Source organism: Chromobacterium sp. Ag138, assembly GCF_055181315.1.
Window position 1 is genome coordinate 3,291,976 of record NZ_JBUPWA010000001.1, and the last position, 26,009, is coordinate 3,317,984.

The following is a 26,009-nucleotide window of genomic DNA, read 5'->3' on the forward strand; positions in this document are numbered from 1 at the left end:
GCCGTCCGCGGCCAAGCATCGAAGGAATGCCGATGAACCTCAGCTACACCCCCGCCACCATCTGCGCCGTCGCCACCGCTCCGGGACGCGGCGGCGTCGGCGTGATCCGCGTCTCCGGCAAGGACTTGCTGCCGTTCGCGCAGGCCATCACCAATGGCAAGACGCCCAAGCCGCGTTACGCCACCTACACCGACTTCTTCGACGGCCACGGCCAGGCGCTGGACAACGGCCTGCTGCTGTTCTTCCCCGGACCCAACAGCTTCACCGGCGAGGACGTGATCGAGCTGCAGGGCCACGGCGGCCCGGTGGTGCTGAAGATGCTGCTGGCGCGTTGCGTGGAGCTGGGTGCACGGCTGGCCGAGCCGGGCGAATTCACCAAGCGGGCCTTTCTCAACGACAAGCTGGACCTGGCCCAGGCCGAGAGCGTGGCCGACCTGATCGATGCCAGCAGCGAAACGGCGGCCAGGAGCGCGTTGAAATCGCTGAAGGGCGCGTTCTCGCGCGAGGTGCACGGCCTGGTGGACGAGCTGATCAACCTGCGCATGCTGGTGGAGGCGACGCTGGACTTTCCGGAAGAAGAGATCGACTTCCTGAAACAGGCCGACGCCATCGGCCGCCTGCGCCGCCTGCGGGGGCACCTGGTGGGGGTGCAGGCCACCGCCAAGCAGGGCGCCATCCTGCGCGAGGGCATGCATGTGGTGCTGGTGGGCCAGCCCAATGTCGGCAAGTCCAGCCTGATGAACGCGCTGGCCGGCGACGATATCGCCATCGTCACCGATATCGCCGGCACCACCCGCGACACGGTGCGCGAGGAGATCGTCATCGACGGCGTGCCGGTGCACGTGATCGACACCGCCGGCCTGCGCGACACCGACGACGTGGTGGAGAAGATAGGCATCGAGCGCACCTGGCAGGCGGTGGAGCGCGCCGATCTGGCGCTGCTGCTGGTGGATAGCCGCGAAGGTCTGACCGCCGAAGTGCAGGCGATCCTGGAGCGGCTGCCGCCGGCGCTGCCCAGGGTGCAGGTCTTCAACAAGGTGGACCTGTCCGGCGAGGCCGCCGGCCTGAGCATGCAGGACGGGCATCCGCTGGTGCGCCTGTCCGCCCGCACGCTGGACGGCGTGGACGTTCTCAAGGCCAAGCTGCTGGAGATGATAGGCTACAGCGGCGCCGACGAAGGCGTGTTCCTGGCGCGCCAGCGCCATCTGGACGCCATCGCCCGCGCCGCCGACCACCTGGAGCTGGCCGAAGCCGACTGGGAGCAGGTGGAAATCTTCGCCGAAGAGCTGCGGATGGCGCAGAACGCGCTGTCCGAGATCACCGGCGAGTTTTCCGCCGACGATCTGCTGGGCGTGATCTTCTCCCGGTTCTGCATCGGAAAATAGCATCATGTCCAAAGCGATCCGGTGATGTTCTGGTGTAGCTTGATTTTTCTTTTGTTTATTGGATTTTAGGTGCGGCTGTGTCCGATGTGTTCCATGGACATCCAGTTGTTTTGGGTACACAATACGGTACACATATTTCTGATCTGATTTTTTTGTGTACCTATATGCCTTCTGTTATGGCTATTGATGCTCAAAAAGGGACCTGGTCGAGATGTGTATGGTTGCGAAACTGTCTGCGACACCCAATCGAGCGAGAACTATGCCACGCCAAGCCACACCATTGACCGATACCAAAATTAAGGCACTCAAGCCTAAGACCAATCGTTATCGCATCAGCGATACGGGAGGCTTGTTGCTGGAGGTGATGATCAGTGGGGCCAAGATATGGCGTTATCGATATCAATTGCACGGTGTGCGTCAGCCGACCTTGACGATAGGTAGTTACCCTGAGATCAGCTTGGCGCAGGCGCGTAAGCAGCGCGATGAGTGGGCTTCTCTGGTGGCTATGGGGGAGTCACCCAAGCGCGCAGTGCAGGCAGCCAAGACTGAAAAGCTGAATACAGTGAGGGCGTTTGCTGAGGCGTGGCAGGCTGATCAGTTGCCGGGAAAGTCTGAGAGCTATACCCGGACCATCAAGCGCATTATGAGCAAGGATGTATACCCAGTCCTTGGCGGAACGCCTCTGGGTGAGGTAAAGCCAGCCGATGTATTGGAGCTATGCGAGCGCATCAAGTCGCGCGGTTCCCCAAAGATGGCCTTGTTGACCCGAAATGTACTTAAGCGAATGTATGATTTTGCAGTTGCCAAACAGATGGCCGAAAACAATCCGGCTGCTGCATTAGTTGCACGTTTCATTGCAACCGAGGAGAGCCGAACTAGAGTGTTGACTCCAAAGGAAATTGGTGAAGTACTTCGTGGGATCTATGGTTCAGATATTCGTCAAGCCTTGAAGTTGGCACTGCATCTGCTGGTTATCACTATGGTGCGTAAATCAGAGCTGACTGAGGCGCGATGGGATGAGTTCGATCTGGAGGTAGGAATTTGGGATATTCCCGCCGAGCGCATGAAGAAGGACCAGCCACACCGAGTGTACCTATCTCGACAAGCAGTGGAAATGTTGAATGAGCTACGTGCTTACGCGGGACATTCAGCTTATCTGTTCCCAAGCCCGCGCGGCATTGAAGATAAGCCAATATCCAAAAGCACACTTAACCAGGCCGTACGCGCTCTGTCGCTGGATGTTCAGCATTTTGTGCTGCATGATTTCCGACGGACGGCATCTACTCACTTGCATGAAATGGGGCACCCCTCTGACGCCATTGAGAAGGCGTTGGCGCACAAGATCAATGGCATCAAGGGAGTGTACAACCGAGCGCAGTATGCCGATCAGCGCAAGATGATCTTGCAGGCTTGGGCTGACTTTGTTCAGGTGCAGATTGAAGGTGCCAAAGTTACGCCTCTTTTTCGATCTGCTTGATAGCAAAGTCGCCCTTGTGTGAAGTAAGTGACTCACTTGCGCGCACTGCTAAAGAGCTTGTCAACAAAATGATTAAACCAATAAGCTATCTGTTGTAGCCCGATCCGCACTAGGCCGGCTGTGGCGGTTTTTACCATCGTCCATTGGCTTCCGGCGGTAGCTTGCCAAACATCTTGAGCGCCATCATCCAGCCAAGCCTCATGAGTCACGCCCCAGGTTTTGTCGCCGGGCAAGAGTTGCACCAGCTTGTCTACCAGATCGTTCAGGCCCGCTCCCTCCGTCGCTGAGATGGCACAAATCTGACCCGGCATCAGCTTAAACCGGCGCCGTAGACTGAGCAGCTTGGTTTCGATGTTCATCCGCTGATAGGGTCCGGGCATCTTGAGGCCCCAGTCCCACTCGCGGCAAGGCTCTATCTTGTCGATTTGGGTCACAACAAACAAGACGGGCAGCTGCCGCTCAAGCACTGCGGGCAGTACGATATCGCGATAGTACATATCGTCGATGCCAAGTGCCCGATCGTCTCCCTTTATCAGCCACAGGACCAGATCCAGCTCGGGCAACATCTCGCGGTAGCATTTTGCGTATGCTTGGTCGCGTTGCTGGCTGACGCCCAGTCCGGGCATGTCCAACAATGAAATGCCCTTGCCTTGCAGCGATAACAATGTGATTTCCTGCGGGCTCGCGATGCCGGCGGCAATGGCAAAGACTTCGACTTCCTCCTCTCCCAGCAGGGCATTGCACAGTTTGGATTTGCCCGCGCCGCTTTTGCCCAGTACGCCGACTGTGACCTGATAATTCACGGCCTGGGCGATTTGCTGTCGCAGTCGTTGCAGAGCTTCCGGTGGCGGAAGAGAGGTTTGGTCCCAGGAGGCATCCTCCTCAAGAGGTGGCAAGCCTGCCATTGGTTTCGAAGATGGGTGTTCTGCCGTCATGGCATGTTCCCTTCAAATAAAAGCGCCGCCATAGACTGTGTGGCGACGAGGTCGGATAAGAAGGACATCAAGCGCGGGCTGACCTGGATGAAGACTCAATACTCCTCTGCCAGCATCAGCGTCATCACCCGCCGGGTCGCCTCGGCATCCCACGGCACTTCGCTGCCCTGTTCGGAGTCCGGCGCGTAGTAGTCGATCTTCCAGAACACGGCGACGCCATCGATTTCGACTTGGCCGAAGTCATGTTCCAGGTAGGGATCGTTGTCTGCGCTGAAGTCCTTCATCTGGCGGATTGCCTCAATGAAGCGTTCAGCTTGTTCCAGGCTGGCGAAACCTTGGGTGCAGCAGACCTGGCCCAGTCGGGATGAGGGGAATGGCAAGCTGTGCCGCAGTTGGTCATTCAGCTCGGCGATCTTTAGCTGGTTCAGCAGCCAGGCGCCGGTTTGCGGCAGCCGGTTGACCTGCAGCAGAATGGCGTCCGGCGCGGGCAGGCGTTGATTGTGCATCAGCGACTGCAGCCAGCTGCGGATACCCGCCGCGTCCTGAAACGGGCAGACCAGACCATCCAGGGTGTGAATGCGGTGATTCATCATCAGTGTCCTCGCAAAAAAGCCCCTGTCCGGCAAGGCCAGACCAGGGGCAAGGGGTAGATAGGGGCAGGCGTTCAGCCGATTCTGTAGTGGTCCATCAGGGCCGACATTGCTGCAGGCCGGCAAGCATGGTTTCCCTGAAGCCGGCGGGGATGGTACCCGTCAGCCTCATCTCGGTTTCCAGTGCGACGTATTGGTCCTGCGTATGGCGGCTTTCGTAAACCTTGAGCATGCAGCTGCAGTAGGACCGAGTTGCGCCCCGCCCCATGCAGCCGTTGACGAAGCGTTCTTGCACATCGCTGTCGTAGCCGGACGAGCAGCCGGCCAGCAGCGTGAGCAGTGAGAAAATCAGGTAAGGGGTTTTCATAGGTTGTCGGGGATCGGATGAATAAGGCGGGCGAAGACAAAAAGTCCGCGCCCGCCGTGGCGTTACCAGGTGACGCAGCTATAGGTTTTGCTCTTGCTGGACGGCAGCGTCTTGGCCGCGCCGGTCAAGGGCAACGGCACGACCTTGCCATCCACAGTCTTAGCCGCCAGGGTCTTGGCCTTGCGGATCCCCTCCCAAGCCAAGCGAAAGTTGTCGCCGCCGGCATTCGAGCCGGCATCGCTTGGCGCCAGCGGCGCCTTGCCGTCTATGATCAGCACGAAGTCCTGATTGCTGCCGTAGCCGTATTCCTTGCCGCCCACCGTCAACGTCATGATGGCCGGCGTCTGTCCGTCGTTGTTGCAGGCGATGTAGAGCTGGTTGCCTTTGGCATCCTTGACCATGTATTCCGACACGCCCTGACCCCAGCCGCTGCTCCAGCGGCCGGTTTCGCCAAAGGCCAGCGCCTGCTGGCCGATCAGTGCCGCCAAGGCGGTGAGTAATAGCGGTTTCATTCTGGCTCCCTATATAGAAGATGGATCGCCCCGCTCTCGGGGCGATGTATGCCGTCAGTTCCAGCCGAGGGCGGTTTTCAGCGCGGTGAAGAACTGATCGAAGGTGGACGACGAGAAGGCGATGCCGCCGCGGTCGATGCTGGCCGGCTCCACCAGCGCCAGTTGCAGATGGCCGGCGCGCAGCGCGATGGCGATCTGATTGCCGGCCTGGATGTCATCCAGCTGGTTCAACTGGGCCGCCTTGGCATCGTTTAGCGCGATGCTCAGCACTAGCACATTGGCGTTGCGCGCCAACCGGCTCCAGCGGACCTGGCTGGTCAGCACCTGACCATTGGCATCGCGGATGACGGCGGTGCCATCGGTGTTCAACCGCAGCAGATTGCCGTTACTGCTGACTGGGATGTCGAGGCCGAACACCTGATCGACGGCACGGTATGACTGGGTCGGATCGCCAATCACATTGCAGGGCTGGTTGTTGTGGGTGGCGGGATGGCAGTCGGCGATGCTGACCTGATCCAGATTGCGACGAATGAAAGTGGTGTAGCCGGTGCTGCCGATGGCGAAGCTGCCATGGATCTGGCCCAGCAGCGCGCTATCCAATTGTCCCTTCATCACCGCGGCAATCGGTTTGCCATCCAGCTTGGCTGCGCGCAGTTCCAAGCGGCCACTGATGCCCGTCAGCGGATTCGTTACCGTGATGGCGTTACCGTCCACCTGCTGCAATGTCCAGATCGGCTCCGGGTTCTGGTTGCTGAGAAAGTCGGTCCAGCTGCCATCGGCCTTCAGCTCATATTCGCCGGCGTTGGGCGAGAACTCCCCCCAGACCATGGCCTGCCATTGCGGGCTGACGTACTTCTGCTGCTGGTTCTGGTAACCGGTATTGCTCAAGGTGTCGAGCTCGCGAACTGCCACCGGCTGAGCGCCGCTGCCATTCAACAGACCGTACCAGCTATAGGTGCCGGCCTTGAGGATGGCGGCCGCATCGACGTTGCGGCTGTACACCGGCAGGCTGGCTTGCGCCATCACGTCGGCTGGCGTGACCTGATCGACATTGCCCTTCGCGGTGATCGCGTTCAATACCGCCCGCACCGTATCCGGATCGGTTTTGCCGTTGGTACTGAAGGTGGTGATCTTGTCCACCACCTTGCTGGCCAGCGCTGAGGTCGCGCTATCCTGACCGGCGATGTAATCGGCGTTCAGATTGACCGAGCCCCCCACCAGCGTTGCCACGTTCTGCTGCGCCGCCGCGCGGCTGAGACCAGCCTCCATCTGCGCCGCCACCAGCGACGTCAGCGGCGTGACGTGCTGATTGGCGGTATCGCTGAGAATGGTGCTGAGGGTGAAACTGGCCGGGAAGGTGTAACCGGGACGGGACAGATCCTTGGTCGAAGACGTGACCATTACCAACAGCTTCTTGCCGGTGACGGTGCCGCTGACTGGCAGGCTGTAGCCGCCATCCGCCTGAGTGGTGGTGCTGGGCTCGCCCGGATCACAGACACCGTTGTCGTTCAGATCCAGGCAAACCGTTGCGCCGACCAGATAGCCATCGATGGCCTTGCCGGAAATCTGCTGTGTCGGGGTGGGCGTCGTGCTCGACGCGTTGCTGTCGCCACCGCCACCTCCGCAGGCGCTCAGTAGCAGCGCGCTGCTGGTAACGGCCAGCAGGCTGGGTAAAGCTGATTGGTTTTTCATCTGCCATTACTCCTTATTCATTATCCGAGTTGGGAAGGGAGGCTGAGGCAGCTGTCCTACTAGGCTCATCACCATGGCCACGGCCAGGCAAATCCGCCCGAACCGGCCGAATCGTCCTGAATAGAGGGCGTGGTAGAGCAGGTAAGCCGCTGCGATCAGCAAGGGATGGATGGGTTTGACGGGATGTTTGGGCATGCACTGTTGCATGAAGAACTCCTGTTGGTCGTAAAACGAATACGCAATCGCCCCTCTGATTTCGTGCTGTGCCCCATGGCATTGCCGTCTTTTCATGCGTGCAAACACGCATCCAGGCCCTTTTCTTAAGAAAACTACGAAAATCGTAGTATGCCTGAAGAAATTTGACAACGATTCTCGTAGTCCTCTTGCATCAATGAGGACTAGAAGATGGCTGGCCACAACGAAATCTGGGGAATGCGCCTGAAGGAAGCGCGGTTGAAGGCGGGGTTGTCTCAGAAGCAGTTAGGGATTCAGGCCGGGCTGGATCCTTCTGTCGCCAGCACTCGCATCAATCGTTACGAGTTGGGCATCCATAAAGCCGATTATCAGATCGCCCAGCATCTGGCGGCAGTTCTGGGCGTACCGACTGCCTACTTTTATGCCGAGGATGATGAACTCGCGAAGTGGATTCTGGCGTTTACCCAACTGCACGAAGAACAGCGGGCAAACGTGCATGCATGGCTAGCGGACTAGTTCTGTTCCATTAACTTTGCCCAGTTGCCGCGTCAGTCGCGCCGGCCGAATCGGCGTAGCGGGTGCCTGTGACTCCCCCTCCGGGGTCGCTTCCGGATAGAACTCTTCCAGCAACTGCGGCACGTCTTCTTCCGTCTCTTCGAACTGGCCGTTCTGTAGCAGCCGCTTGGCCATCGCTTCCATCTGCGCGGTATCGACGCCTGCCGACTCGGCCTGTTCGGCTTCGGCACGCGCTTGGGTGACGGCATCGATCAGGCTCTGGCCGTCGCGCAGCGTCAGATCGACGTAGTAGACCGGGGTGCGGTAGGACTGGGCGGTGCTCTTGGCGCGCAGCCGCAGCGTCAGCGGCAGGTAACGGGTGAGGCCGCCGCTGACGGCTTCGAAGTAATGCAGCCGGGCCGCCAGCGTGCGCACCGAGTTGTAGCCGGTGGTCCGAAAAATGAACGTCCCCAGCTCATCCTGCTGCCCTTCCACCTGCACATTGAGCCGGCCATACAGCTTGCAGCCGGCATCGCGAGCGAACGCGCAGCGATCCGGGCCGGCGCAGGCGGCTTCCTCCAGGCCATTCGGGGTCACGCGGCGTGCGGTTTCGCCGTTACCGACGCACAGCGGGCGCCCGCTGGCGCGGTCGAAGGCGCTGTATTCGGCGCGCAGGTTCAGCTCGCTGCTGTTGAACGGCAACCGCACCGGAATGGCGCGGATCTTGCCGTTGTTGGCCTGCTCGGCCAGTGGTTGATGCAACGGGTGCAGCAGCCAACCGTCGCGATTCTGCACCTGGGTGGTGAGGGTGAAGCTGTCGTCCTTCTCCGGCAGCAGCTTGTCGTGGCGTTGCACCAGCTTGCCGATGCTGATCCGTCCGATGACGGGCGGGGTGATGGCGAGTCCCTTGATCATGATGCGTTCCTTTCGGTTTGCAGCAGGAAACGGCGGCTGCCGGCCACCGTCTTGCTGTATTGCTTCAGCACCTCTGGCCGCTCCAGACCCAATCGTTCCAGGTCGGTCAGGGTGCGATCCTTGGTCCGCTTCCAGCTCACTCGGCCGCCGGCAAACACGGCAGTGCTGGCGCTGCCCATCACGTTCTGCAGTTGCTGCTTGGCATAGGCCTCCTGCGCTTCGATGTCCTCGCGGCGCAGTTTCAGCGCCAACAGGGTGTCGAATAGCGCGGTGCCTTCGCTGGATTCGGACAGATCCACCGTGGTGCCGCTGTCTTGAGGAAACAGCCATTGCAATGCCTGGCCGGCATCGTCCGAGCCGTCCGGTTCCGGCGGCTCGTCCCGCTCCACGCTTTGCCAGAAGCGCGCTTCACGCTCGATCAGATCGGCGATCTTGTCTTCGTCCCGTTCGATCCGGTAGATGCGGAAATCCTGGCCGCCGATCAGCACCGCCACATCGGCCCAGGCATGGCCGGTAACGGCCAGTTGATGCAGCACCTGGCATTGGTAAGCGATGGGCACGCCCTCTTCCCACTGCGGGGCGGAGTGGTAGCTGGCAGTCTTGATCTCGAGGGTGCCGACGCCGGCATCGGCGCCAACGACTTCGCGGTCCAGGTTGGCCAGCATGAAGGGATGCTCGATATGCTGCAGCACGGCGTTGACGCGACGCACTCTCCGTCCGGTGCGTTGGGCGTAGACCCCGGCTAGCACAGGCTCCAATATCGTGCCCCATAGCACCGGCTCTTTCTGCGCCAGGTCTTCTGGCGCCTTGCGGCCGGTCTTCTCCAGCCACAGCGACAGCGCGCACTTGTACGGCGACAGGCCGATGGCCGCCGCCGCGTCGGACGAGCCAATGCCCTGGCGGCGAATCGCCAGCCAGGCCTCACGCGACAGCTTCAAGGTGGATGCCAGGCGCAGCGCCTGGCCGTAACGTTCACGCATGATGCGCTCCAAAAGCATAACGCCCGATCTGGCGCAGGCCAGACCGGGCGGGAAGGAAAGGGAAACAGGTAAAACGGAAGGGAGGCGTTCAGCCCACCGAAATCAGCTGCTGCAGCTGGGCTTCGCACGCCGCTCGGCTGGCAAAGCCCTTCAGCGGGAAATAGTCAGCCCCGTCGTCCGCGGCATCATCCCAGTCCACGACCGTAACGGTGCACGCTGCATCCGAGGCGTAGACGGCGCTGACCATGCCGCCGGAGATGCAGATCATGATCTGCAGCAGCGGCGCATCGCCTGGCGATAACGGTTGTAGAGAGTCGGTGTGCATGGCGTTTACTCCAGCAAGGCCAGCGCCTGCTCCAGCGCGCGTTGTTTCAGCTGTGCGCCTTGGCCGAACCAGGCGGAGTCCAGCCGATAGTCCTGATTGCGGGCGCGGCGGTGATGATCGACATACTCCGTTACCGCGTTGAGCAGCCCCCAGGCGGTGCCGCGGGTGCCGGTCAGCATCGACCCCATGCCCCCACCGCTGTAGAGCGCGATCAACTGCTGGGTGGTCTTGGAGATCGGCAGACTGTCCTCGTCTACCACTGTCTCTCCCATCACTTCCTGGAAGAACTGCTGCACCTTCTGCGGCGACACCGTGCGCTGACTCAGTTGCTTCAAGTTGCCGATGAAACGATCCCAGGACGACAGGCCGATCCCCAGCACTTCCTTGACCATTTTGGGATCGAACACCGTCGAGTGTGGCACCTTCACCGCGCCGCTGTTGTTACCCACCGCCAGTTGCAGGGTGTTGTTGCACACCACCCGCACCGAGGTGAATTGTGCGGTCGTGGCCAGCGTGCCGTCGCAACTGGTGGCCAGCAACAGATAGGCCTTCACCTGATCCCCACTGCGAATCTGGGTCTCCTGGCCGGTACGCGCCAGTGCCCACAGCTTGCGCCCGCCCTTCAATACGCCCGCAGTTTCCAGCTCGAAGCCGCCGGCATGCACCAGATCGTTGTAAAAGCTCAGCACCTCATGCGGCTGCACCACCTTGTAGCGGTTGGAGACCACCGACAAGGGTGCGAAGGTATCCGAGCGGTACAGCACCTTGGCATCGGCATGTGGCCGGATATGCATGCCGCCCGGCGACACATTGAACAGCACGTCGCTCTGCTCGATGGTCCAGTCCATCCCCGCCTCGCGCTGCCAGATGTCCACCGGCAGCCCCTCAGACAAAAGATTGCCCAGCCCATGCCACGGTGTCGCGCCAACGTAGGCCATGGTTTCCACTAGATGCGCCATTTCACTCTCCCAGAAATAGAAACCCCGGCGCGTGACCGGGGCGATGAACGAATGCGGGCGATAGCCCGGTGGTAGCTCAGGGAGGTGATATGTGGCTGAAAATTTTTTGAGTCGGAAGAAGTATCCGCATGAGTGGGCCCCTTGCTGCCTACTTGTCGGCCAAAGCAGCCGATCATGCCTTTGTGCTAGCATGACTGCTATTGACCAATAGCGAATGCGTACACCATAGCGGATTCAATGGCGGCTGACTAAGTAGAGCCGCCTTTCATCGCGATATTCGATTGAGAATATACCTGCCAAAGCAGTTGAAAATGCCATTGCCATGGCGTTGCTATTGTCGGCCAGAAACTGCCATTCAAAAGGTCAGCCGTACAGCCAATCTAAATAGTTGCTCCTGCGGCCCTAGTTTGAAGATATGGCAGATAGCTTGAGCATGGAGCCTCCTTATCGGACCTTGTATGAAGCTCATGAGGCACCAAAGAGTGGCAACTCAGGGCGTGAATAATTAGCGAGGGGAGCATATGTACTTAAAGCACATTCGTGCGCGTAACTACCGTGCATTTGGTGACGACTCATCTGCGCCTTCACTGGACTGGGAACTCAATCCTGGACTAAACATCCTTGTTGGTGAGAACGATGCAGGAAAATCCGGCATCGTCGACGCTATTCGCCAAGTGCTGCTGACGACTAGTTACGAGCCCATCCGACTCTTCGAGCAGGACTTTCACATACAGGGCTCGGATCGCTCTCATACCCTGAACATAGAAGCCACGCTGTGCGGCCTGAGTCCAGACCAGGAGGCATCAGTCCTTGAGTGGCTGACCCTTGGGATGGATGGAGGTTGCGTGCTCATCCTTCACCTGGAAGCGCGTTACCACCCGCCACAAGCAACGAAGCGTGCTCGAGTCGACACTATCGTTCGGACGGGAGCCAACGGCACCGGCCCGGAGGTTGGTTATGCGGTCAGAGAGCTGGTGCGGGCGACCTATTTGAAGCCGCTACGGGACGCAGAAGCTGAACTTCGACCAGGTCGCCAATCACGGCTGTCTCAGATTCTTGGTGCCCATAACAACATTGTCGGTCAGGAAGTGAACGACTTTGATAAGGAGGCGCCCAAAGACATCCCAGAGAGTCTGGTCGGGCTGATGGCGTTCACTCAGCACCACCTGGGTGAGCATAAAGTCGTCAAAAGCGTTGAGAAGGACATTAACGAGAACTACCTGAGCCAATTTGCGTTCTCCGGCGATGCCCTTCAATCGCGTATCCGTATTGCCCCCGACCTTTCGCTGACACCAATCCTCGAAAAATTCGAGCTATCCCTGCTGCCTGGAGCACACATTAACCCTGAAGCCCGTTGCACACGAGGGCTTGGCTACAACAATGCGTTGTTCATGGCGACGGAACTGGTTCTGCTGCGTGATGGAGAGGAACTGGCCCTGTTGCTCATAGAGGAGCCCGAGGCCCATTTACATCCTCAAATGCAAGAGCGCGTGATGGATCTCTTGAAAGAGCACTCGAGCGAGGGCCAAGCGCAGAAGCGGGTGCAAGTCATTATGACAACCCACAGCCCCTCGCTAGTATCGACCGCACGTATCGAAGACTTGACGCTGGTGAACAAGGCTCAGACCTTCCCTCTAGCTGCAGGCAAGACCAAGCTCAGACAAACTGACTACTCCTTCCTGCGCCGGTTCATTGATGCAACGAAGGCGAACCTGTTCTTCGCTCGCGGCGTCATGATGGTGGAGGGGGCTGCTGAAGCCATCTTGGTACCGGCCCTTGCTGAAATGTGCGGTCGGTCATTCTCCAAACACGGTGTATCGATAGTCAACGTTGGACACATCGGTCTGTATCACTATGCCCGCATCCTCCAGCGCGAGGGCTCCGGCCCGGACATTCCGATCCCAGTTGTCTGTCTGACTGACCGGGACATCGTGCCCGACGTCGCGAAAAGTTATGTCACGAAGCCCGCCAAAGGGAAACGCTTCGACTCGGATTACTCCCCGCTTGAGATGGCTCAAGTCGTGCAGAACAAGAAGAACCGGGCCGAGGGCGGCAACACAATCGTCTGCGTGTCTGACCGTTGGACTCTCGAGTACGACCTCGCGCTCTACGGCTGCACGAAGCTGATGCACTTGGCTATTTCTCTTGCCGTCAAAGCCAAATCTCGCGACGAACGCCTCGAAGAGGAGGATGAAATTGCGACTCTCGCAGCAGCAGAGGCGAGCTGGATAAAGTTGAAGGACGAGAAGCATTCACCCGAAGCTCTTGCAGCAATCATCTATCAGCCGCTCAAGGTAAATGAAGCTTCGAAGGCTATCGCAGCTCAGTATGCAGCTTACTTGGTCTGCACGGGCGCATACGGGACTGGCGAGGACCTGTTCAAGATGCTGCCTCCGTACCTGCAAACGGCTCTCTCTCACCTAACCATCGCTCCAGCGCCGAAGCCCACAACGGCATCTGGTACTGGAGCCGGAGCGGCCAACCCGACCGTTACGACCACGCAGAATGGTGCCGCGGCAGCTGCAACGACACTGGGGCAAGTGGCAACCGCACCGGCAGCCCAAGCAGTTTCGCTCAGCGCGGCAGCAAGTGGCACTCGGGGGGACGGCAAGTGAGCGCGGTTAGCCTCTGGCCAGACGACCTGGCCGAGTTGGCGATGCTAGCCAAGGACTTGAACTTCGACGACGCGGAGCGCCGTAGCGCGTTGCTAGAGAACGGCTCGCGAGACTTCAACGCGGTGCCAGGCAGCGGGAAAACATCGCTGCTTGCTGCCAAGCTTCTGCTGCTCGCAAAGAAGTGGCCGCATGCGCGCCGCGGCATCTGTGTCCTCAGCCACACCAACGTTGCCCGCGATGAGATTGCGCACCGCCTAGCGGAGACGGCTGAGGGCGCGCAGCTTCTAAGCTATCCCCACTTCATCGGAACCATCCACAGCTTCGTCAACCAGTTCTTTGCAATGCCCATGTTGCGAAGCCTGGGGCAGAAGGTCGACGTCATCGATGACCTGGTGTTCGCCGATAAGGCCAAGTCTCTACTCCAGTTGGGGCGGTTCGCCGGCCTTCGCATGTATCTGGAGAAGCAGAGCAACGGAGAGGGCATCGCCACCACGCTGTTCTATCGAACGGCAGAGTTGAAGGTGCAGATTGAAAGCGGCAGCCTGCCTGCGGCGCACACGGCCTCGTACAAGTCCCTGATGAGTCTAAAGAATATGCTGACGAAGGCGGGCATCTTTCGGCACCGCGACATGTTCGCTTATGCGGACTTGGCTCTCAAGACCTGCCCCCACTTGGTTGATGTAGTGCATCGACGCTTCCCCATGGTATTCATCGACGAGATGCAGGACACGTCCTGGGAGCAGGAGTCCTTCCTTAACCGTATCTTCGATGGCAAGTCTGTGATGCAGCGATTCGGAGACGTCGACCAGAAGATTCTCTCGGACGAGGAGAACGTCGAACTCCTCACGTTCCCTCGGGATGAGTACGGCCGCATCAGTACCAGTAAACGGTTTGGCACTTCAATTGCCGTTGCCGTGGGAAGCATCCGTGTTAGCGGCGAAGCGGTCGTCGGTGAAGGCGTTACCACCCATCCCCCAGTCCTTCTCCTGTACGCCACTGCCGATACAACAAAGGTGGTCGCACACTATGGACGCATGGTCCTAGACCGCATGACTGCGGAAGACATCGGCACCCACGAAGTGAAGGCGATGAGCGCTCGCAAGACTGGTGAGAGCAAGGTCGACCCTGGGCGTCATCTTGCAGACTATTGGCCGACGTATGTAGCAGGTCAACAAATTGCGGGCATGCGTTCGGAATGCTTCTGGGGCCTCGTCGGCGACGCCAGAAGGACTCTGCAGGAGACATCGTTGAACTCACGAGTCTCCGACGTCCGCAGGGCTCTTCTGCTCGTTCTTCGTGCGGCGGGGGCATCGTTGGCGCAAGACATTCGTGATGCGCGGATGCTGCCTCGGGCTGCAAACACAGTCGCACCTACTGGGCCAATTGAAAAACTTATTCGGCAGCTCGTACTTTCCGGCGAGGTCCTCTGTTTAGGCGGTCAGCGAGACACTCTCCTTCAGCTGTTGTACGCGGGGCTCAAGCCGTACCTTCCCGACGCACTCGGCTTCGATGCGTTTAAGGCGCTTAGCGTTTTCGAGGACACAGGAGTATCCGCGGCGCTGACCGCTGCAGCCACGACAAGGTGTCAGGTTACCCACCAAGGGAGGAGCCTCGACTTTGGCCTCGGTACGGTCGCTGGAATGAAGGGCGAGACACATACCGCATCCCTGGTCTTGGAGTCGTATGGAGGGACGAGTCGGAAGTTCGATGTTGCACTTGGCCTTGAGTACATCGCAGGGGTGGCGTCGAAGGAGCTCGCAAAGCTCCCTAAAACGCAACAGGCGCAAATGCGAAACCTTTATGTTGCAATGTCACGACCAACGAAGTTGCTATGCCTTGCGGCGAACGAAAGCCGAGTTCCCCAGACTCTGAGAGAGGCTCTCGCAAGCAAAGGATGGCATATCGAGATAGTGACCTGACATTTATGTTACGGCCCTTCCCCTTCTTCGGACGTCTACGGCAGTTCCGTCGGATGAGTTTAATCGGCAGCCTTAAACGGACTGATTCGGTTCTAGTTTTTACTGACCGCGTTGTCTGATTTCCACACGTAGATTGTTTGGCAGGTTTCTTCGTCAAGCGATCGCGCAGGTCATCACTTGACGATACTACGCCGACTATTGCTGCATAGAGAATGCGGGCCGCTGACTTTCGCTGACGGCCAAGTGCCCATATCAGGCTGAATTGAGGTCGTCCAGACAGAGCCTTTGGACACAGCCGGACACGCCCTCCCGGCAGGAAAAAACTAACATCATGATTTAAAAGAAAATATATAGCATCTTCGAAAAAAGAGCCAACAGTGGTAGTACTGGTTATAAATTAAGCTGTGTGACAGGTGGGACATGCAGAGCATTAAAGACTATCTGGAAGCAGAGGGGCCGCATCTTTCCTCAAATGTAGCGGCATGGCTTATCTCGCAGGGTCTCTTGCCCGACGCTGCACGCAAGCGGGTCTCTCGGGTCAAGCCACCGATTCGGACGTTCCCTGTTCCCCTGCTGCCGAAAGGCGCTCGCTTTATGTACATCGAAGCTCAGCGCACCGAAGAGCGTTTTTGGCAAGCGCTTCAACGCGACCTTCGTAGCACTGGGTCAGTGTACGGAATGGCACTTGATGGTGTTCTTGCACGCCGGGGAGCTGTGAGTCTCGGAGAGTTCCCGGTAGTAAGTGGTGCAACTGCTCGCCCAGTCAAGAAGCAGGTCACCAGTGCTACCGTGTTAGAGCGGCTTATCGACGCAGGTCTACTTGCCGAGCGAAGTCTCAGGGATGAGCGTATCGTCGTTGTTAAGCGTTACGAAATTGGTCACGCCGATATCGATGGGATAAGGTCGCGTAGCGTGGCTGAGAGAATCATCTTGGATGGCCTCCGAGAGTGGGCGCGTCGCATCGGAGCAGCCTCGTACAACCAGATTCGCATCCGTGGCGAGCCCGAACTTGAACCAATTCAGCAATTCAATTTCGATCTCACGGGGCCAAGTTATCTTCTTCCATTACGACGAGGCAAAGTAGGTAGCCCAGGCTTCCTAGTGGCTGATGTATTTTCAGAAGGAATATTAGACGAGTATCACATTCAGTACTTCCTCAGAAAGGCCAGAGCGTTACACGTAACCCTTACTGGGGCGACAGTACTGCCGGTTCTTATCGCAGATGGCTTTACCGGTTCTGCACTTACTACTGGTCATGCAGCCGGAGTACTGATGGCTACGCCAGGGGCACTATTTGGTCCACGTGTCGGTGAGGCGCTGAGAATTCTTCTCGAAACACTCAACCGTGCAGCCGCATACGCGTCGTCAGATACACCGGACCGACTTGTTGGTCTTATGAACAGCCTCCGCGAAATTGAAGGGCGCGCAGGAAACTTACGCGGGCCTCTATTCGAATTAATTGCTGGCTATCTTGCGAGGCGAGATGCAGTTTCAATAGACATGGGAATCCGTGCGATGGACCCAGCGAATGGAACACAGGCAGACATCGACGTCTTGAAAATCACTGCTCAGAAAGCTGACTGCATTGCAATCGAGTGCAAGGGTCGTGAACCAGGTGGAATAGTGACAGATGAAGAAGTTGGAAAGTGGCTGTCTAAAATTCCGACGATACAAGCCCACCTTAGAGCACAGCCCCACCTCAGAGAGGCCAACTTGTCGTTCGAAATATGGACTTCAGGAGACTTCTCGCCAGAGGCTCTTTTTCGGCTCAGCGCCGAACAGAAGAAACGAACGAAATGTCCAATAAAGTGGATGAACGGGGCCGCAGTTAATGCCTTGGCCATCAAGCATAAGGAAAAAGCCATCGCTAATGCCTTGCGGGAGCATTTCCTTCGGCATCCCCTTAATGAAGTATAACGCTAGATCAAAATAACAAATTCCCACTGTGGTCGCATTGATTTACTTCAAGATATGACAGTAGCCGACTACGTGCGGTGGTAATAACAGAATAATTCATCTGGCGTTAGGAGAGCGTTTATGAGCCGACGTCCGGTGCACATGGACGCTCTTGAATAGTAAGGAGCGAAAGAGCACGTTGATCAAGCTGTAATTAATTATGTATAGCGCGTGGAGAGTAATTAAAAAAGAGAGGCATCGCCTCTCTTTTTATTTCGAACGACTAGTAAATGAGATATAAACCCTATCGTTTGATACGCACATTTAAATTCATAATGAATGTTGCAGTTAGCGCTGTAAATACAGCTTACACTATTCAATTAAAGAGAAGATTGTGGGGTAGAAAGATCTTCTTTTTCGATTTTTACTTTATTTCTGATTAAAGAAGATATTTTTTCTCGGATAGTAGTTCGTATTTTCAGGTTTTTTGCTTCATCGATTGAAAGGCTGTCAATGTGAAAAGAAAACTCACAGTTATGCAGATTTTCTAGGTCTCGTGTTCTGCTAAAGCCGTAGGAAATTACACAACATCCTTTATTAGTTCCGATAGTAAATTCGTGTTTTACTTTAATTTTTGTCAAGAAGAAATAGTTGTAATACTTTTCAGAAATCAGCATGATAATGCTATTTATCTGTTCGCCATCAAATGCGATATTTTTGACATTTCCATCAAGCCACTTTACTTCAAGATCGTGGGCGAGTATTGTTTCTCTAGTATTCCTTTTGATACTGCCATCTAATATTTTACCTGGTAGAGTATTATCTTGAAAGCCACCAGCTAACCTGAGTAGGAAAGTTGTTCTGTTTTTATTGGAGAAGTGGCCGAAAAGAATTTTTTTTGTCTCATCGGAATTGGTCACTTTTTCATTTTGGAAGTGCTTTGTTAATGCGGTTACAATTTGCTGATTGATGCGATATGTATCTTTTGATGTGTGCTGCGCTATTAAATCTAGTTTGAGCTTTCCATCTTCTTGCTTTATTTTTATCTCGGCTATGAAATCTTGGTTTCTGTCTAGTAAATCTTGGCTATAGTCAAGGCGATTGACTGAATACTTTATGCTGGCTTCATTTCTGCCGTTGAACTGTATGTGCGGGATTTGATTAAAGCTGAGACCCGGCCTATCCAGCTCATGAAATTTATTGGCTAAGATATCACCAAAACTTTTTAATGGATCAATCCAGTTGGTATTGGTAGTTATAAGCTCAATCTCATCTAGATTTTCTTTAACTGCCAATTCGCGTGAAGTTGAGTTGGATAGCAACTCGACCAATTCAATTGGTTTGAGAATAGAAGCAGCTAGAATTGGGATATTTTTATTTTTCTCAGTATTCGCATTGAAAAAGCCTTTCTTACGAGCTAGTCTAGCAACATCCCCATATGTGATGTGGTCGCTATTTAATAGAATGCGAAGCTGATCGCCATGTGGTAAGCAACGACTGGCATCTAGTTTTTCGAATGGATTATTCTTGTTTTCCATTAGACGAGCTCGTTTAGAATGGATTTGTTGAAGCAGAATGGCTTAAGGACTTTATCTCGTCTGCTGTAAGATAATTCTGCAGATCGAGCCTCATTAAAATGATGAGCTTCATTGTAATCAGTAAAACCGATATGAATTTCTCGGGGCCAAGCATTTGCAAACCCCAAGGCTAGATCCAATAGCCTTCTGTAACTATCAGTATCAAATCCTTGGTTGGCATATAGGTAAAGCTTATGCTTATCTCCCTGTATTCCTCTGATTGGAATTACTTCTGACATCATAAGTTCAAGAGGCAGATTTTTCCTATATCGTTCCTCTTGTTGATATAAGAGCCCACCTGGGTCTGGACAATAGAAGTCGTAAGAGTCAATATTTTTATCACTTATCTCAGTATTGATGTGGTCAATAACTTTATAGATGAAGTCAATTCTTGCGCCATCCAAAAAATAAACATCATGCGTGCATTTTTCATCAAGCTGCGACGATGCAACAATTTTAAGTATGTCTTTGTCTTTTGTTTCTTGACTTGAGTCAGTCCATACGAGCAAGCCGATGTGTTCAGTATATCGGCGAGGAGTATAACTATTCACTAAGTCAAGAAGAGCACTGTCATATTTGGCACAACTAATTATCTCATTCAGTTCTTCGATGTGTTTTTTAAATGTCTTTCTTAATTCGTTGTGATTTTGCGGATAGCCATTCAAACTATTTTTTGATGATATGTGAATGACGTCAGTTCGTTGATCATAAAATGGACTATGAGAGATGAGAACACGGTCATCCCCATGAGTACGTCGATCATTTTCTTTAGGTGTTTTATGCTCTGTGCTATTGCAGTAAATTTTGATACATTCAAGCTGATCAATCCAGCCAACCTTCTCCAAAAAAGCTTTAGTTAAAGCTTCTCCGATTTCACCTGATTTTTTTGAATCTTCACCCATGGTTTTTCCTTTTTACTACTACCCATCACCTTTTACCGGGCGGTGTAATATTTAAAATTCCACTATTATAGCATCATTGAATCGATTCGCTCATGTCATTTCTTGGGAGAATGATATAAAGTACTGAGCAAAGTAAATGTTGCCAGCACTATTGTGAAAATTTTTCAGACTACGGCTACTTTTCTACTTTTTTTTCGACGATTCATGCTCTCCTGCCTTATTTGACTCTCCCCCAGTCGCCCACTGCATAGATAGTGTACTTCGGCGATGATTCTGTAATCTGAGAAAAATGAGGAAAGCGCAGCATGTAATGCTCTAGCCCACTCTATTCGCTTTCCTTCTTCTGAAAAAAATTGACTAATTGCTTTATCATTAGTTCGAAGATGAAAAATATCATTACGCAATTCTCGTAACTCATCAGCATGTCGCTTCTCTAGCTTACCAAGTTCATTACACTTGGCAATAAGCTCTAGAAAGCCTGCTGGACGCTTCTTTTGTAGAAGAAGCCGCATATTCAGACTTTTAAACCCATCAGCGGTCGTGTGTAAATATCCGAGCCAGGAAAGGAGATACACTCGGAACTTGATGCCGTTAGTATTGTTGAGCTTTTTTTCCTTTTCTAAGAGTTGTTTAATTTTTTCGTAGTGTCGTAACATCAGGTCTGCTGACTCAAAACACTGAGAGGCAAGTGTCAACACGCTATCTCGCGTTTTATGGGGAAGAGCGCACCCTTCTTTCAAAATATTGGCAACCTTATCACCCAGCAATTTTATAGAGTCGACTACGTAGTAGAGATTATGCGCGGATGCGACAAGCTGTTTTTCTTCAAGGGCGTGCTTAATGAAAACTGAGAGTGACTGCTGCGTGTCAAACGCATAAACGCTCGGGTGCTGCTGACAAAATTGCCACAAGCGCCATTCATCAAATCCATCAATCTCGCCATTCTCACCAAAATCAAATTCAACTTTTCCCTCAGGTAGATGTACCCGATAGCCAAACCCGTGTTTGAAATAACTAATTCCTCCATTCAACTCCCCATAAGCAGGGATATCCAGATGGAGTAGGTCACTGATGTTTGATGGGCTTTCAATGCCAGATTCTGACATAAGCAAAACAGCAGTGCCCACTGCCCGTTGGTAATCAGAAATTAACTGAGCAAGCTGTTCGTCCATGATTTTTGCAATACCTAAGCCTCGGGAATGGTTAGAATTATCGACGACCATTGCTAGCCGGCAAAGATGCAGAGTGCCCTTTATAAAACGTAAACAAAACAAGTGTTGCTGTACCTTAGTACAGGGTGGCTAATTTTTTGTGAACTTAACCTTGTGTGATATCTTAATTATTCCATAAAATCTTTAAATCTTTTTAGTTCAATGACATACCCTCTTTGGAGGGTGTTTTTTTTTGGGCTCCCGATGGATCTAAACGCACTGCTGGCCAGCTTCGCCTCTGCCTTCAATCAAGAACAACGGCTACTCACGCTGGAACTGGGCAGCGGCCAGATCGCCCCCGAACAGCTGCTGCCGTTGAGCCTAGATGGCGAAGAAGGCGTATCCAAGCCCTACCGTTACACGCTGACGTGCCTGTCACCGGATGGCAATATCGAGCTCAAGACTCTGCTGGGCCAGCCTGCTCGCATCGGGATCCGGGACGCAGATGGCGACGAAGTTATCCGCTGCGGCGTGGTCAGCCAGGCCAGGCTGACGGGATCGGATGGCGGCTTCACCAAGTACGAGCTGACCATCGAGCCGCCCTTCGCACTGCTGCGCCACCGTAAGACCTCCCGAGTGTTTCAGGATCTGTCGGTTCCGGACATCGTCAAGCAGATACTCTCAGAGCATCAAGCCGCCAATCCCACCTTCGCCCGCGTGCAGACGCTGGACATCCAGGTCAAACCCGCCCAGCCCCGTAGCTACACGCTGCAATATCGCGAGAGCGACTTTGATTTCATCGTCAGACTGATTCATGAAGAAGGCTACGCGTGGCGTTTCCTTCACCTGGATGACGATGGACCACAAGTGGAACTGGCCATCTTTGATGATGCCCACAGCCTGCCGGGTTCTAAGCTGGAACGGGTGCGCTTCCACCGCAGCGATGCTACCGAAGAAGAGGATGGTCTTACCGGCTGGGAAGCCGCGCGCCAGATCGTGCCCAGAGACACTGCGTTGGCCAGCTACGACTACAAACCGGTATACGCCCTGCAGAGCGGCGACCAAAGCCGTATCGACCAAGGACAAGCCGGCCAGTCTTTGCAAAGCAGCCTGACGCACTACGACGCGCCAGGGCTGTATTACGCCGGCGATGAGGAGCAACTGGGCCAATACGCCACACTACGGCAGCAGGCCAATGACCTTCAAGCGAAGTCGTTCAGCGGCACGGGCTCGGTGCGTGGCCTACTGCCGGGCGAGTGGTTCCGCCTGGACGAACACCCTGCCCACGATAGCGATGCACCCGCAAGCCGCGAATTTGTCGTCACCGGACAAAGCTTCCAGGCGCGCAACAACCTGCCGACCGACTTGGCGCAGCATATCGGCGCGGAGCAGGATGCCGCTCCGTTCACGACCTCGATCCAGGCGCAACGCCGCGGCATCCCGCTGACGCCGGCCTATGCCGGCACAAGGCACGCCAAGCCGACTAGCCAGGGCAGCCAAACCGCCACCGTGGTAGGTCCAGCCGGCGAAGAAGTGCATACCGACGAGCAAGGCCGTGTCAAAGTGCAATTTCACTGGCAGCGGCCGGAGGAACATCCCACCATCGGCGCGGGGATGGATGACAAGTCTTCCTGCTGGCTGCGCGTGGCGATGCCGTCGGCCGGCGCGGCATGGGGCCACCAGTTCATCCCGCGCATCGGCCAGGAGGTACTGGTCAACTTCATCGAGGGCGACATCGACCGGCCCTTGATTACCGGCGTGCTATACAACGGCAGCCATCCGCCACCGGACTTTAGCGGCGCCGGCAGCCTGCCGGCCAACAAGACGCTATCCGGCATCAAGTCCAAGGAGCATCAAGGTGGTGGCTACAACGAGCTGCTGTTCGACGACACCCCTGGTGAGGTGCGTGCCAAGCTATCCAGTGAACCAGGCAAGACTCAGCTCAACCAGGGCTTCCTGACGCATCCACGCAGCAACGGCAAGGCCCAGCCGCGCGGCGAAGGCTTCGAACTGCGCACCGACAACCACGGCGCCATCCGCGCCGCCCACGGCCTGTTGCTGTCCACTGAAGCGCAGAACGGCGCAGGCGGCAAACAGCTGGCGCGCGAGCACGCGCAAAGCCAGCTGCAATCCGCAGTGGCACTCAGCCAGGCGCTGGCCGAAACCGCCACCACCCAATTGGCCGACACCATGGAAACCGGCCCGGACGGAGTCGGCGAGGATAACGCCAAAGCCGGCAAGAAAGCCAAGGGCCACATGCAGCATCAGCTGGATGCCCTGGCCGCCTGGGAAGCTGGCAGCAATACCGACAAAGACGGCAAGACAGCGAAAGATCAGGCTGGCCAGCAACCGCAACTGGTCCTGTCCGGCCCCGCCGGCATCGCCAGCCTGACCGAGCAGAGCCAAACGCTGGCTGCAGGCGCCAACCTCAACCTCGTCGCCCAACGCGATGCCAACCACACGACCGGCCGGCGCTGGATTCACAACGTGGGCAAGCACATCAGCCTGTTCGTCGCCGGGGTGAAAGACAAAGCGGCGATGAAGCTGATTGCCGCCAAGGGCATGGTGCAGATTCAGGCGCAAAGCGATGCGATGGAGTGGACCGCTGACAAGGACGTCACCATCACCTCCTGCAAGGACCGCATCACCATCGCGGCCAAGGAGGAAATCCTGCTCAACGCGGGCGGCGGCGCCTACATCCGACTCGCGGGCGGCAATATCGAGGTGCATTGCCCTGGCACCGTCAGCGTGAAGGGCGCCAGCCACAACCTGAGCGGCCCGGATCTGCTCAATATTGCGCACCCAGCCTTCCCCAAGAGTCTGCCCAAGTCGCCTTTGACGATACAGATCGATCAGGCTGCGCAAGGGATGAAAAGCAGTTGGGCCGGCATGCCGTTTACCTTGTTTGCCGATGGCGCAGTGCTGAAAAAGGATGTGCTCGATGAAAGCGGACGACTCCACATCGACCACATGGTGCCCACGCAAAAATACCGGCTTGAGATGGCCAATGGTGTCAAATACGACATCCCGGTGCCCAATGAGTACACCAATCCCACGCAAGGCGAACCGGCTAATCTGGGCTTCCATGGCCACACGCCAGGCAGCGCGGATGATGCAGGGCGAACGTCGCTCCTCGATTCGGCGCGGGAGGATTTCCTGGGTATAGCGCAGCAGAAAGGAAGAAATCATGGGTGATGCGGCCACCACGAATAAGCCCATTAAAGCTCCCGTCGCGCAAAACCAGACCATGCAGTGCACGATCACGCCCCCCTGGTTTGTCGACAAATCCGAATACAATGTGTTAACCGCAAGCTTTCAGCCACTGGTCAATGGGGAACGTGCATTCGGCGCCGTACATAGAGCGATTGCAGCCGCAAAAAAATCGGTCTGCATCATCTGCTGGGGCTTTCAGCCGTCAATGTACTTCATCCGCGATGGCAAGTCGCCTTGCATCGGCGAACTACTCATGCAGAAGGCCAAGCAAGGGGTGAAAGTCAAAGTGCTGGGATGGCGCATGGGGCCGATAGGGAGCAATCTTGCCCAGTATGGGCCAGAAAACCCTGCCCCGGGCTATTCGCCCCTCTTTAGCACCAGCCCCACCGCGTCACCTGAGCAGCGAAAGTATGACTACTATTGGCATGGCAGAACGCACGATCCGCTCTCCAATCCGCGCTATGTTGGGCGGGATTTTGATTTGGTGGAAAGAGCGGAAATTCTCTACCGCTCGATGTATGAAGCTACGGATAAGCAACTGAAGAAAGTCACCAGCACCATTCAGGCTGCCACCGTTACCCATCACCAAAAGATGGTGGTGGTGGATTATGAAGACCCCCAGCATGCGGTGGGCTTCGTGATGGGACACAACATGCTGGACGAGTACTGGGACCGGGATGAGCACAGCTACAAACGCAGCCCCCCGAATCAAGGGCCAAACGGCAAGGGTCCCCGACAGGATATCTCCAGCCGCGTCACCGGCCCTATCGTAGGCGACTTGTTTGCCAACTTCTGGCTGGCCTGGAAGAAGGAAACCGGCGAGAACTTGCCCAAGCCGGATTTCAGCCGCTACTCCGTGCGCCATGATGCGCAAAACCTGCCGATCCAAGGGCAGATTCTGCGCACCCAGGCGCAATACAACGTCCGCGACATCGAGAGGCTTTACCTGCAGGCCGTTAACAACGCCAGCACGATGATCTACATCGAAAACCAGTATTTCCGCTGGCCCCCTTTGGCAGAGAAAATCAAGGCTGCTGCCCAGGCGCAAACCCGTTGCGGCCGTGATCCCGGCAAGCACGATTCGCTCTACCTGTTCGTGGTCACCAACTCCAGCGATGAAGGTATGGGTGACGGTACGGTCAAAACCTACGAAATGCTGAACAGCCTGGGCCGGGCGGAAACCATCCCCAATGTCGCCAGACTGGAACGGGCGGATGACGTGCAAGCCAAGCTAAGCCGGACGGAAGTCGAGCTGCGGCAGAACCAGTTGGACCGTAGCCTGCAACTTGTGCCCAGCGCCTATGCCAGCAAGGCGAAGATGCAAGCGTATCAACAGCATAAACAGGCGCTGGAAGCCAAGCAGGCCGCCTTGCAAGCCCGCAAACAACAGCTAAGCGCCCAAAAGACCGCCTTGGAGAAAGGTGACGCGCCCATCCTGCCGGAAGAACGCCCCGGGCTGAAAGTGCATGTGTGCACCCTGGTGGCCCCGGATTCGGAGCCGACGACGCCCGATGGCAAAAAGGTGCGGCTGAAATACCCGATGAGCGCGGAGTCCTATGCCGTTCCTGGCCGTGACTGGACGCCTGTGTATGTCCACGCCAAGCTGATGATCGTCAACGATACCTTCATGACACTGGGCAGCGCCAATATCAATTCGCGTAGCATGCAGGTTGATAGCGAGCTGAACATTGCTCACCATCGACCAGAGATCACGCAGCCGTTGCGGAGGAATTTGTGGCACGTCCATACGGATGGGCGTGGGGCACAGGACAAACCGGCAGAGGCGTTTAAAAAGTGGGAATACATCATCAATGAGAATAAAAAAGCAAGAGCTAATAACCGATCGCCCATAGCCTCTCTGGTCGAATTTACACGACTCAGTGCTGCTCGAACTAATAAGGATTAAGTC

20 protein-coding genes are annotated in these 26,009 nt (G+C 55.8%); 8 read left to right on the top strand and 12 right to left on the bottom strand.

The genetic code is table 11. The annotated features are described in order from the left end of the window. Positions 1–32: 32 nt before the first annotated feature. Together mnmE and ACY3GB_RS15340 are read left to right on the top strand one after the other, a co-directional pair. Positions 33–1,385 (top strand): tRNA uridine-5-carboxymethylaminomethyl(34) synthesis GTPase MnmE, encoded by a 1,353-nt coding sequence (gene mnmE / locus ACY3GB_RS15335; RefSeq protein WP_463089507.1) that lies wholly within the window; start codon positions 33–35, stop codon positions 1,383–1,385. A gap of 217 nt (positions 1,386–1,602) precedes the next feature. Continuing rightward, on the top strand, positions 1,603–2,862 hold the full coding sequence (locus ACY3GB_RS15340; protein ID WP_463089508.1) for a tyrosine-type recombinase/integrase: 1,260 nt from the start codon (positions 1,603–1,605) through the stop codon (positions 2,860–2,862). Positions 2,863–2,894: 32 nt separating this feature from the next. On the opposite strand, the gene ACY3GB_RS15345 is transcribed toward ACY3GB_RS15340, so the two are convergent. The 5 genes from ACY3GB_RS15345 to ACY3GB_RS15365 all read right to left on the bottom strand — a co-directional run bounded on the left by ACY3GB_RS15345 (position 2,895) and on the right by ACY3GB_RS15365 (position 6,958). Next, the gene (locus ACY3GB_RS15345) at positions 2,895–3,797 is read right to left on the bottom strand and encodes a GTPase family protein (RefSeq protein WP_463089509.1); all 903 of its coding nucleotides are present in this window, start codon (positions 3,795–3,797) and stop codon (positions 2,895–2,897) included. Between the two features lie 95 nt (positions 3,798–3,892). Continuing rightward, complete coding sequence (locus ACY3GB_RS15350; protein ID WP_463089510.1) at positions 3,893–4,390, bottom strand: DUF3768 domain-containing protein; 498 nt, start codon at positions 4,388–4,390, stop codon at positions 3,893–3,895. Positions 4,391–4,484: 94 nt separating this feature from the next. Continuing rightward, positions 4,485–4,754, bottom strand: coding sequence for a hypothetical protein (locus ACY3GB_RS15355; protein ID WP_166439369.1), 270 nt, complete (start codon positions 4,752–4,754; stop codon positions 4,485–4,487). A 62-nt stretch (positions 4,755–4,816) separates the two neighbouring features. Continuing rightward, on the bottom strand, positions 4,817–5,266 hold the full coding sequence (locus tag ACY3GB_RS15360) for a hypothetical protein (RefSeq protein ID WP_463089511.1): 450 nt from the start codon (positions 5,264–5,266) through the stop codon (positions 4,817–4,819). Positions 5,267–5,320: 54 nt separating this feature from the next. Next, positions 5,321–6,958 carry a hypothetical protein gene (locus ACY3GB_RS15365; RefSeq protein WP_463089512.1) on the bottom strand — a complete coding sequence of 546 codons (1,638 nt, stop codon included), beginning with the start codon at positions 6,956–6,958 and terminating at the stop codon, positions 5,321–5,323. 405 nt (positions 6,959–7,363) lie between these two features. Between ACY3GB_RS15365 and ACY3GB_RS15370 the strand changes: the two genes are divergently transcribed. Further along, entirely contained in the window at positions 7,364–7,669 is a 306-nt protein-coding gene (locus tag ACY3GB_RS15370) for a helix-turn-helix domain-containing protein (protein ID WP_210563788.1), read from the top strand. Here ACY3GB_RS15370 and ACY3GB_RS15375 read toward each other — a convergent pair. The 4 genes from ACY3GB_RS15375 to ACY3GB_RS15390 all read right to left on the bottom strand — a co-directional run bounded on the left by ACY3GB_RS15375 (position 7,658) and on the right by ACY3GB_RS15390 (position 10,827). Beyond that, positions 7,658–8,563 (bottom strand): recombination directionality factor, encoded by a 906-nt coding sequence (locus tag ACY3GB_RS15375; protein ID WP_463089513.1) that lies wholly within the window; start codon positions 8,561–8,563, stop codon positions 7,658–7,660. The genes ACY3GB_RS15370 and ACY3GB_RS15375 overlap by 12 nt on opposite strands. After that, on the bottom strand, positions 8,560–9,543 hold the full coding sequence (locus ACY3GB_RS15380; protein ID WP_463089514.1) for a YqaJ viral recombinase family nuclease: 984 nt from the start codon (positions 9,541–9,543) through the stop codon (positions 8,560–8,562). Before ACY3GB_RS15380 ends, ACY3GB_RS15375 begins: the two co-directional genes overlap by 4 nt. A gap of 88 nt (positions 9,544–9,631) precedes the next feature. Then, on the bottom strand, positions 9,632–9,868 hold the full coding sequence (locus ACY3GB_RS15385; protein WP_463089515.1) for a hypothetical protein: 237 nt from the start codon (positions 9,866–9,868) through the stop codon (positions 9,632–9,634). Between the two features lie 5 nt (positions 9,869–9,873). Continuing rightward, positions 9,874–10,827 (bottom strand): DUF932 domain-containing protein, encoded by a 954-nt coding sequence (locus ACY3GB_RS15390; protein ID WP_463089516.1) that lies wholly within the window; start codon positions 10,825–10,827, stop codon positions 9,874–9,876. Positions 10,828–11,348: 521 nt separating this feature from the next. Between ACY3GB_RS15390 and ACY3GB_RS15395 the strand changes: the two genes are divergently transcribed. The 3 genes from ACY3GB_RS15395 to ACY3GB_RS15405 all read left to right on the top strand — a co-directional run bounded on the left by ACY3GB_RS15395 (position 11,349) and on the right by ACY3GB_RS15405 (position 17,278). After that, positions 11,349–13,442, top strand: coding sequence for an ATP-dependent nuclease (locus tag ACY3GB_RS15395; RefSeq protein WP_463089517.1), 2,094 nt, complete (start codon positions 11,349–11,351; stop codon positions 13,440–13,442). Continuing rightward, complete coding sequence (locus tag ACY3GB_RS15400) at positions 13,439–15,361, top strand: UvrD-helicase domain-containing protein (protein ID WP_463089518.1); 1,923 nt, start codon at positions 13,439–13,441, stop codon at positions 15,359–15,361. The genes ACY3GB_RS15395 and ACY3GB_RS15400 overlap by 4 nt, the downstream gene beginning before the upstream one ends. Before the next feature lie 420 nt (positions 15,362–15,781). After that, entirely contained in the window at positions 15,782–17,278 is a 1,497-nt protein-coding gene (locus ACY3GB_RS15405) for a hypothetical protein (protein ID WP_463089519.1), read from the top strand. Between the two features lie 359 nt (positions 17,279–17,637). Here the strand turns inward: ACY3GB_RS15405 and ACY3GB_RS15410 are convergent, their stop codons facing one another. From ACY3GB_RS15410 to ACY3GB_RS15420, 3 genes are all read right to left on the bottom strand, one after another. Then, positions 17,638–18,795: a hypothetical protein gene (locus ACY3GB_RS15410; protein ID WP_463089520.1), complete on the bottom strand. Its 1,158-nt coding sequence runs from the start codon at positions 18,793–18,795 to the stop codon at positions 17,638–17,640. Further along, positions 18,795–19,736: a hypothetical protein gene (locus tag ACY3GB_RS15415; protein ID WP_463089521.1), complete on the bottom strand. Its 942-nt coding sequence runs from the start codon at positions 19,734–19,736 to the stop codon at positions 18,795–18,797. The genes ACY3GB_RS15410 and ACY3GB_RS15415 overlap by 1 nt, the downstream gene beginning before the upstream one ends. Positions 19,737–19,900: 164 nt before the next feature. Beyond that, entirely contained in the window at positions 19,901–20,908 is a 1,008-nt protein-coding gene (locus ACY3GB_RS15420; protein WP_463089522.1) for a DUF6896 domain-containing protein, read from the bottom strand. A gap of 243 nt (positions 20,909–21,151) precedes the next feature. On the opposite strand from ACY3GB_RS15420, the gene ACY3GB_RS15425 reads away from it, so the two are divergent. Together ACY3GB_RS15425 and ACY3GB_RS15430 are read left to right on the top strand one after the other, a co-directional pair. Further along, positions 21,152–24,082, top strand: coding sequence for a type VI secretion system Vgr family protein (locus ACY3GB_RS15425; protein WP_463089523.1), 2,931 nt, complete (start codon positions 21,152–21,154; stop codon positions 24,080–24,082). After that, positions 24,075–26,006 (top strand): phospholipase D-like domain-containing protein, encoded by a 1,932-nt coding sequence (locus tag ACY3GB_RS15430; RefSeq protein ID WP_463089524.1) that lies wholly within the window; start codon positions 24,075–24,077, stop codon positions 26,004–26,006. Before ACY3GB_RS15425 ends, ACY3GB_RS15430 begins: the two co-directional genes overlap by 8 nt. Positions 26,007–26,009 lie beyond the last annotated feature (3 nt).

Bases quoted from the DNA above. Each gene is read 5' to 3' on its own strand.
- mnmE (WP_463089507.1), top strand. From the start codon at position 33: ATGAACCTCAGCTACACCCCCGCCACCATCTGCGCCGTCGCCACCGCT.
- ACY3GB_RS15340 (WP_463089508.1), top strand. From the start codon at position 1,603: ATGGTTGCGAAACTGTCTGCGACACCCAATCGAGCGAGAACTATGCCA.
- ACY3GB_RS15345 (WP_463089509.1), bottom strand. From the start codon at position 3,797: ATGACGGCAGAACACCCATCTTCGAAACCAATGGCAGGCTTGCCACCT.
- ACY3GB_RS15350 (WP_463089510.1), bottom strand. From the start codon at position 4,390: ATGATGAATCACCGCATTCACACCCTGGATGGTCTGGTCTGCCCGTTT.
- ACY3GB_RS15355 (WP_166439369.1), bottom strand. From the start codon at position 4,754: ATGAAAACCCCTTACCTGATTTTCTCACTGCTCACGCTGCTGGCCGGC.
- ACY3GB_RS15360 (WP_463089511.1), bottom strand. From the start codon at position 5,266: ATGAAACCGCTATTACTCACCGCCTTGGCGGCACTGATCGGCCAGCAG.
- ACY3GB_RS15365 (WP_463089512.1), bottom strand. From the start codon at position 6,958: ATGAAAAACCAATCAGCTTTACCCAGCCTGCTGGCCGTTACCAGCAGC.
- ACY3GB_RS15370 (WP_210563788.1), top strand. From the start codon at position 7,364: ATGGCTGGCCACAACGAAATCTGGGGAATGCGCCTGAAGGAAGCGCGG.
- ACY3GB_RS15375 (WP_463089513.1), bottom strand. From the start codon at position 8,563: ATGATCAAGGGACTCGCCATCACCCCGCCCGTCATCGGACGGATCAGC.
- ACY3GB_RS15380 (WP_463089514.1), bottom strand. From the start codon at position 9,543: ATGCGTGAACGTTACGGCCAGGCGCTGCGCCTGGCATCCACCTTGAAG.
- ACY3GB_RS15385 (WP_463089515.1), bottom strand. From the start codon at position 9,868: ATGCACACCGACTCTCTACAACCGTTATCGCCAGGCGATGCGCCGCTG.
- ACY3GB_RS15390 (WP_463089516.1), bottom strand. From the start codon at position 10,827: ATGGCGCATCTAGTGGAAACCATGGCCTACGTTGGCGCGACACCGTGG.
- ACY3GB_RS15395 (WP_463089517.1), top strand. From the start codon at position 11,349: ATGTACTTAAAGCACATTCGTGCGCGTAACTACCGTGCATTTGGTGAC.
- ACY3GB_RS15405 (WP_463089519.1), top strand. From the start codon at position 15,782: ATGCAGAGCATTAAAGACTATCTGGAAGCAGAGGGGCCGCATCTTTCC.
- ACY3GB_RS15410 (WP_463089520.1), bottom strand. From the start codon at position 18,795: ATGGAAAACAAGAATAATCCATTCGAAAAACTAGATGCCAGTCGTTGC.
- ACY3GB_RS15415 (WP_463089521.1), bottom strand. From the start codon at position 19,736: ATGGGTGAAGATTCAAAAAAATCAGGTGAAATCGGAGAAGCTTTAACT.
- ACY3GB_RS15420 (WP_463089522.1), bottom strand. From the start codon at position 20,908: ATGGACGAACAGCTTGCTCAGTTAATTTCTGATTACCAACGGGCAGTG.
- ACY3GB_RS15425 (WP_463089523.1), top strand. From the start codon at position 21,152: ATGGATCTAAACGCACTGCTGGCCAGCTTCGCCTCTGCCTTCAATCAA.
- ACY3GB_RS15430 (WP_463089524.1), top strand. From the start codon at position 24,075: ATGGGTGATGCGGCCACCACGAATAAGCCCATTAAAGCTCCCGTCGCG.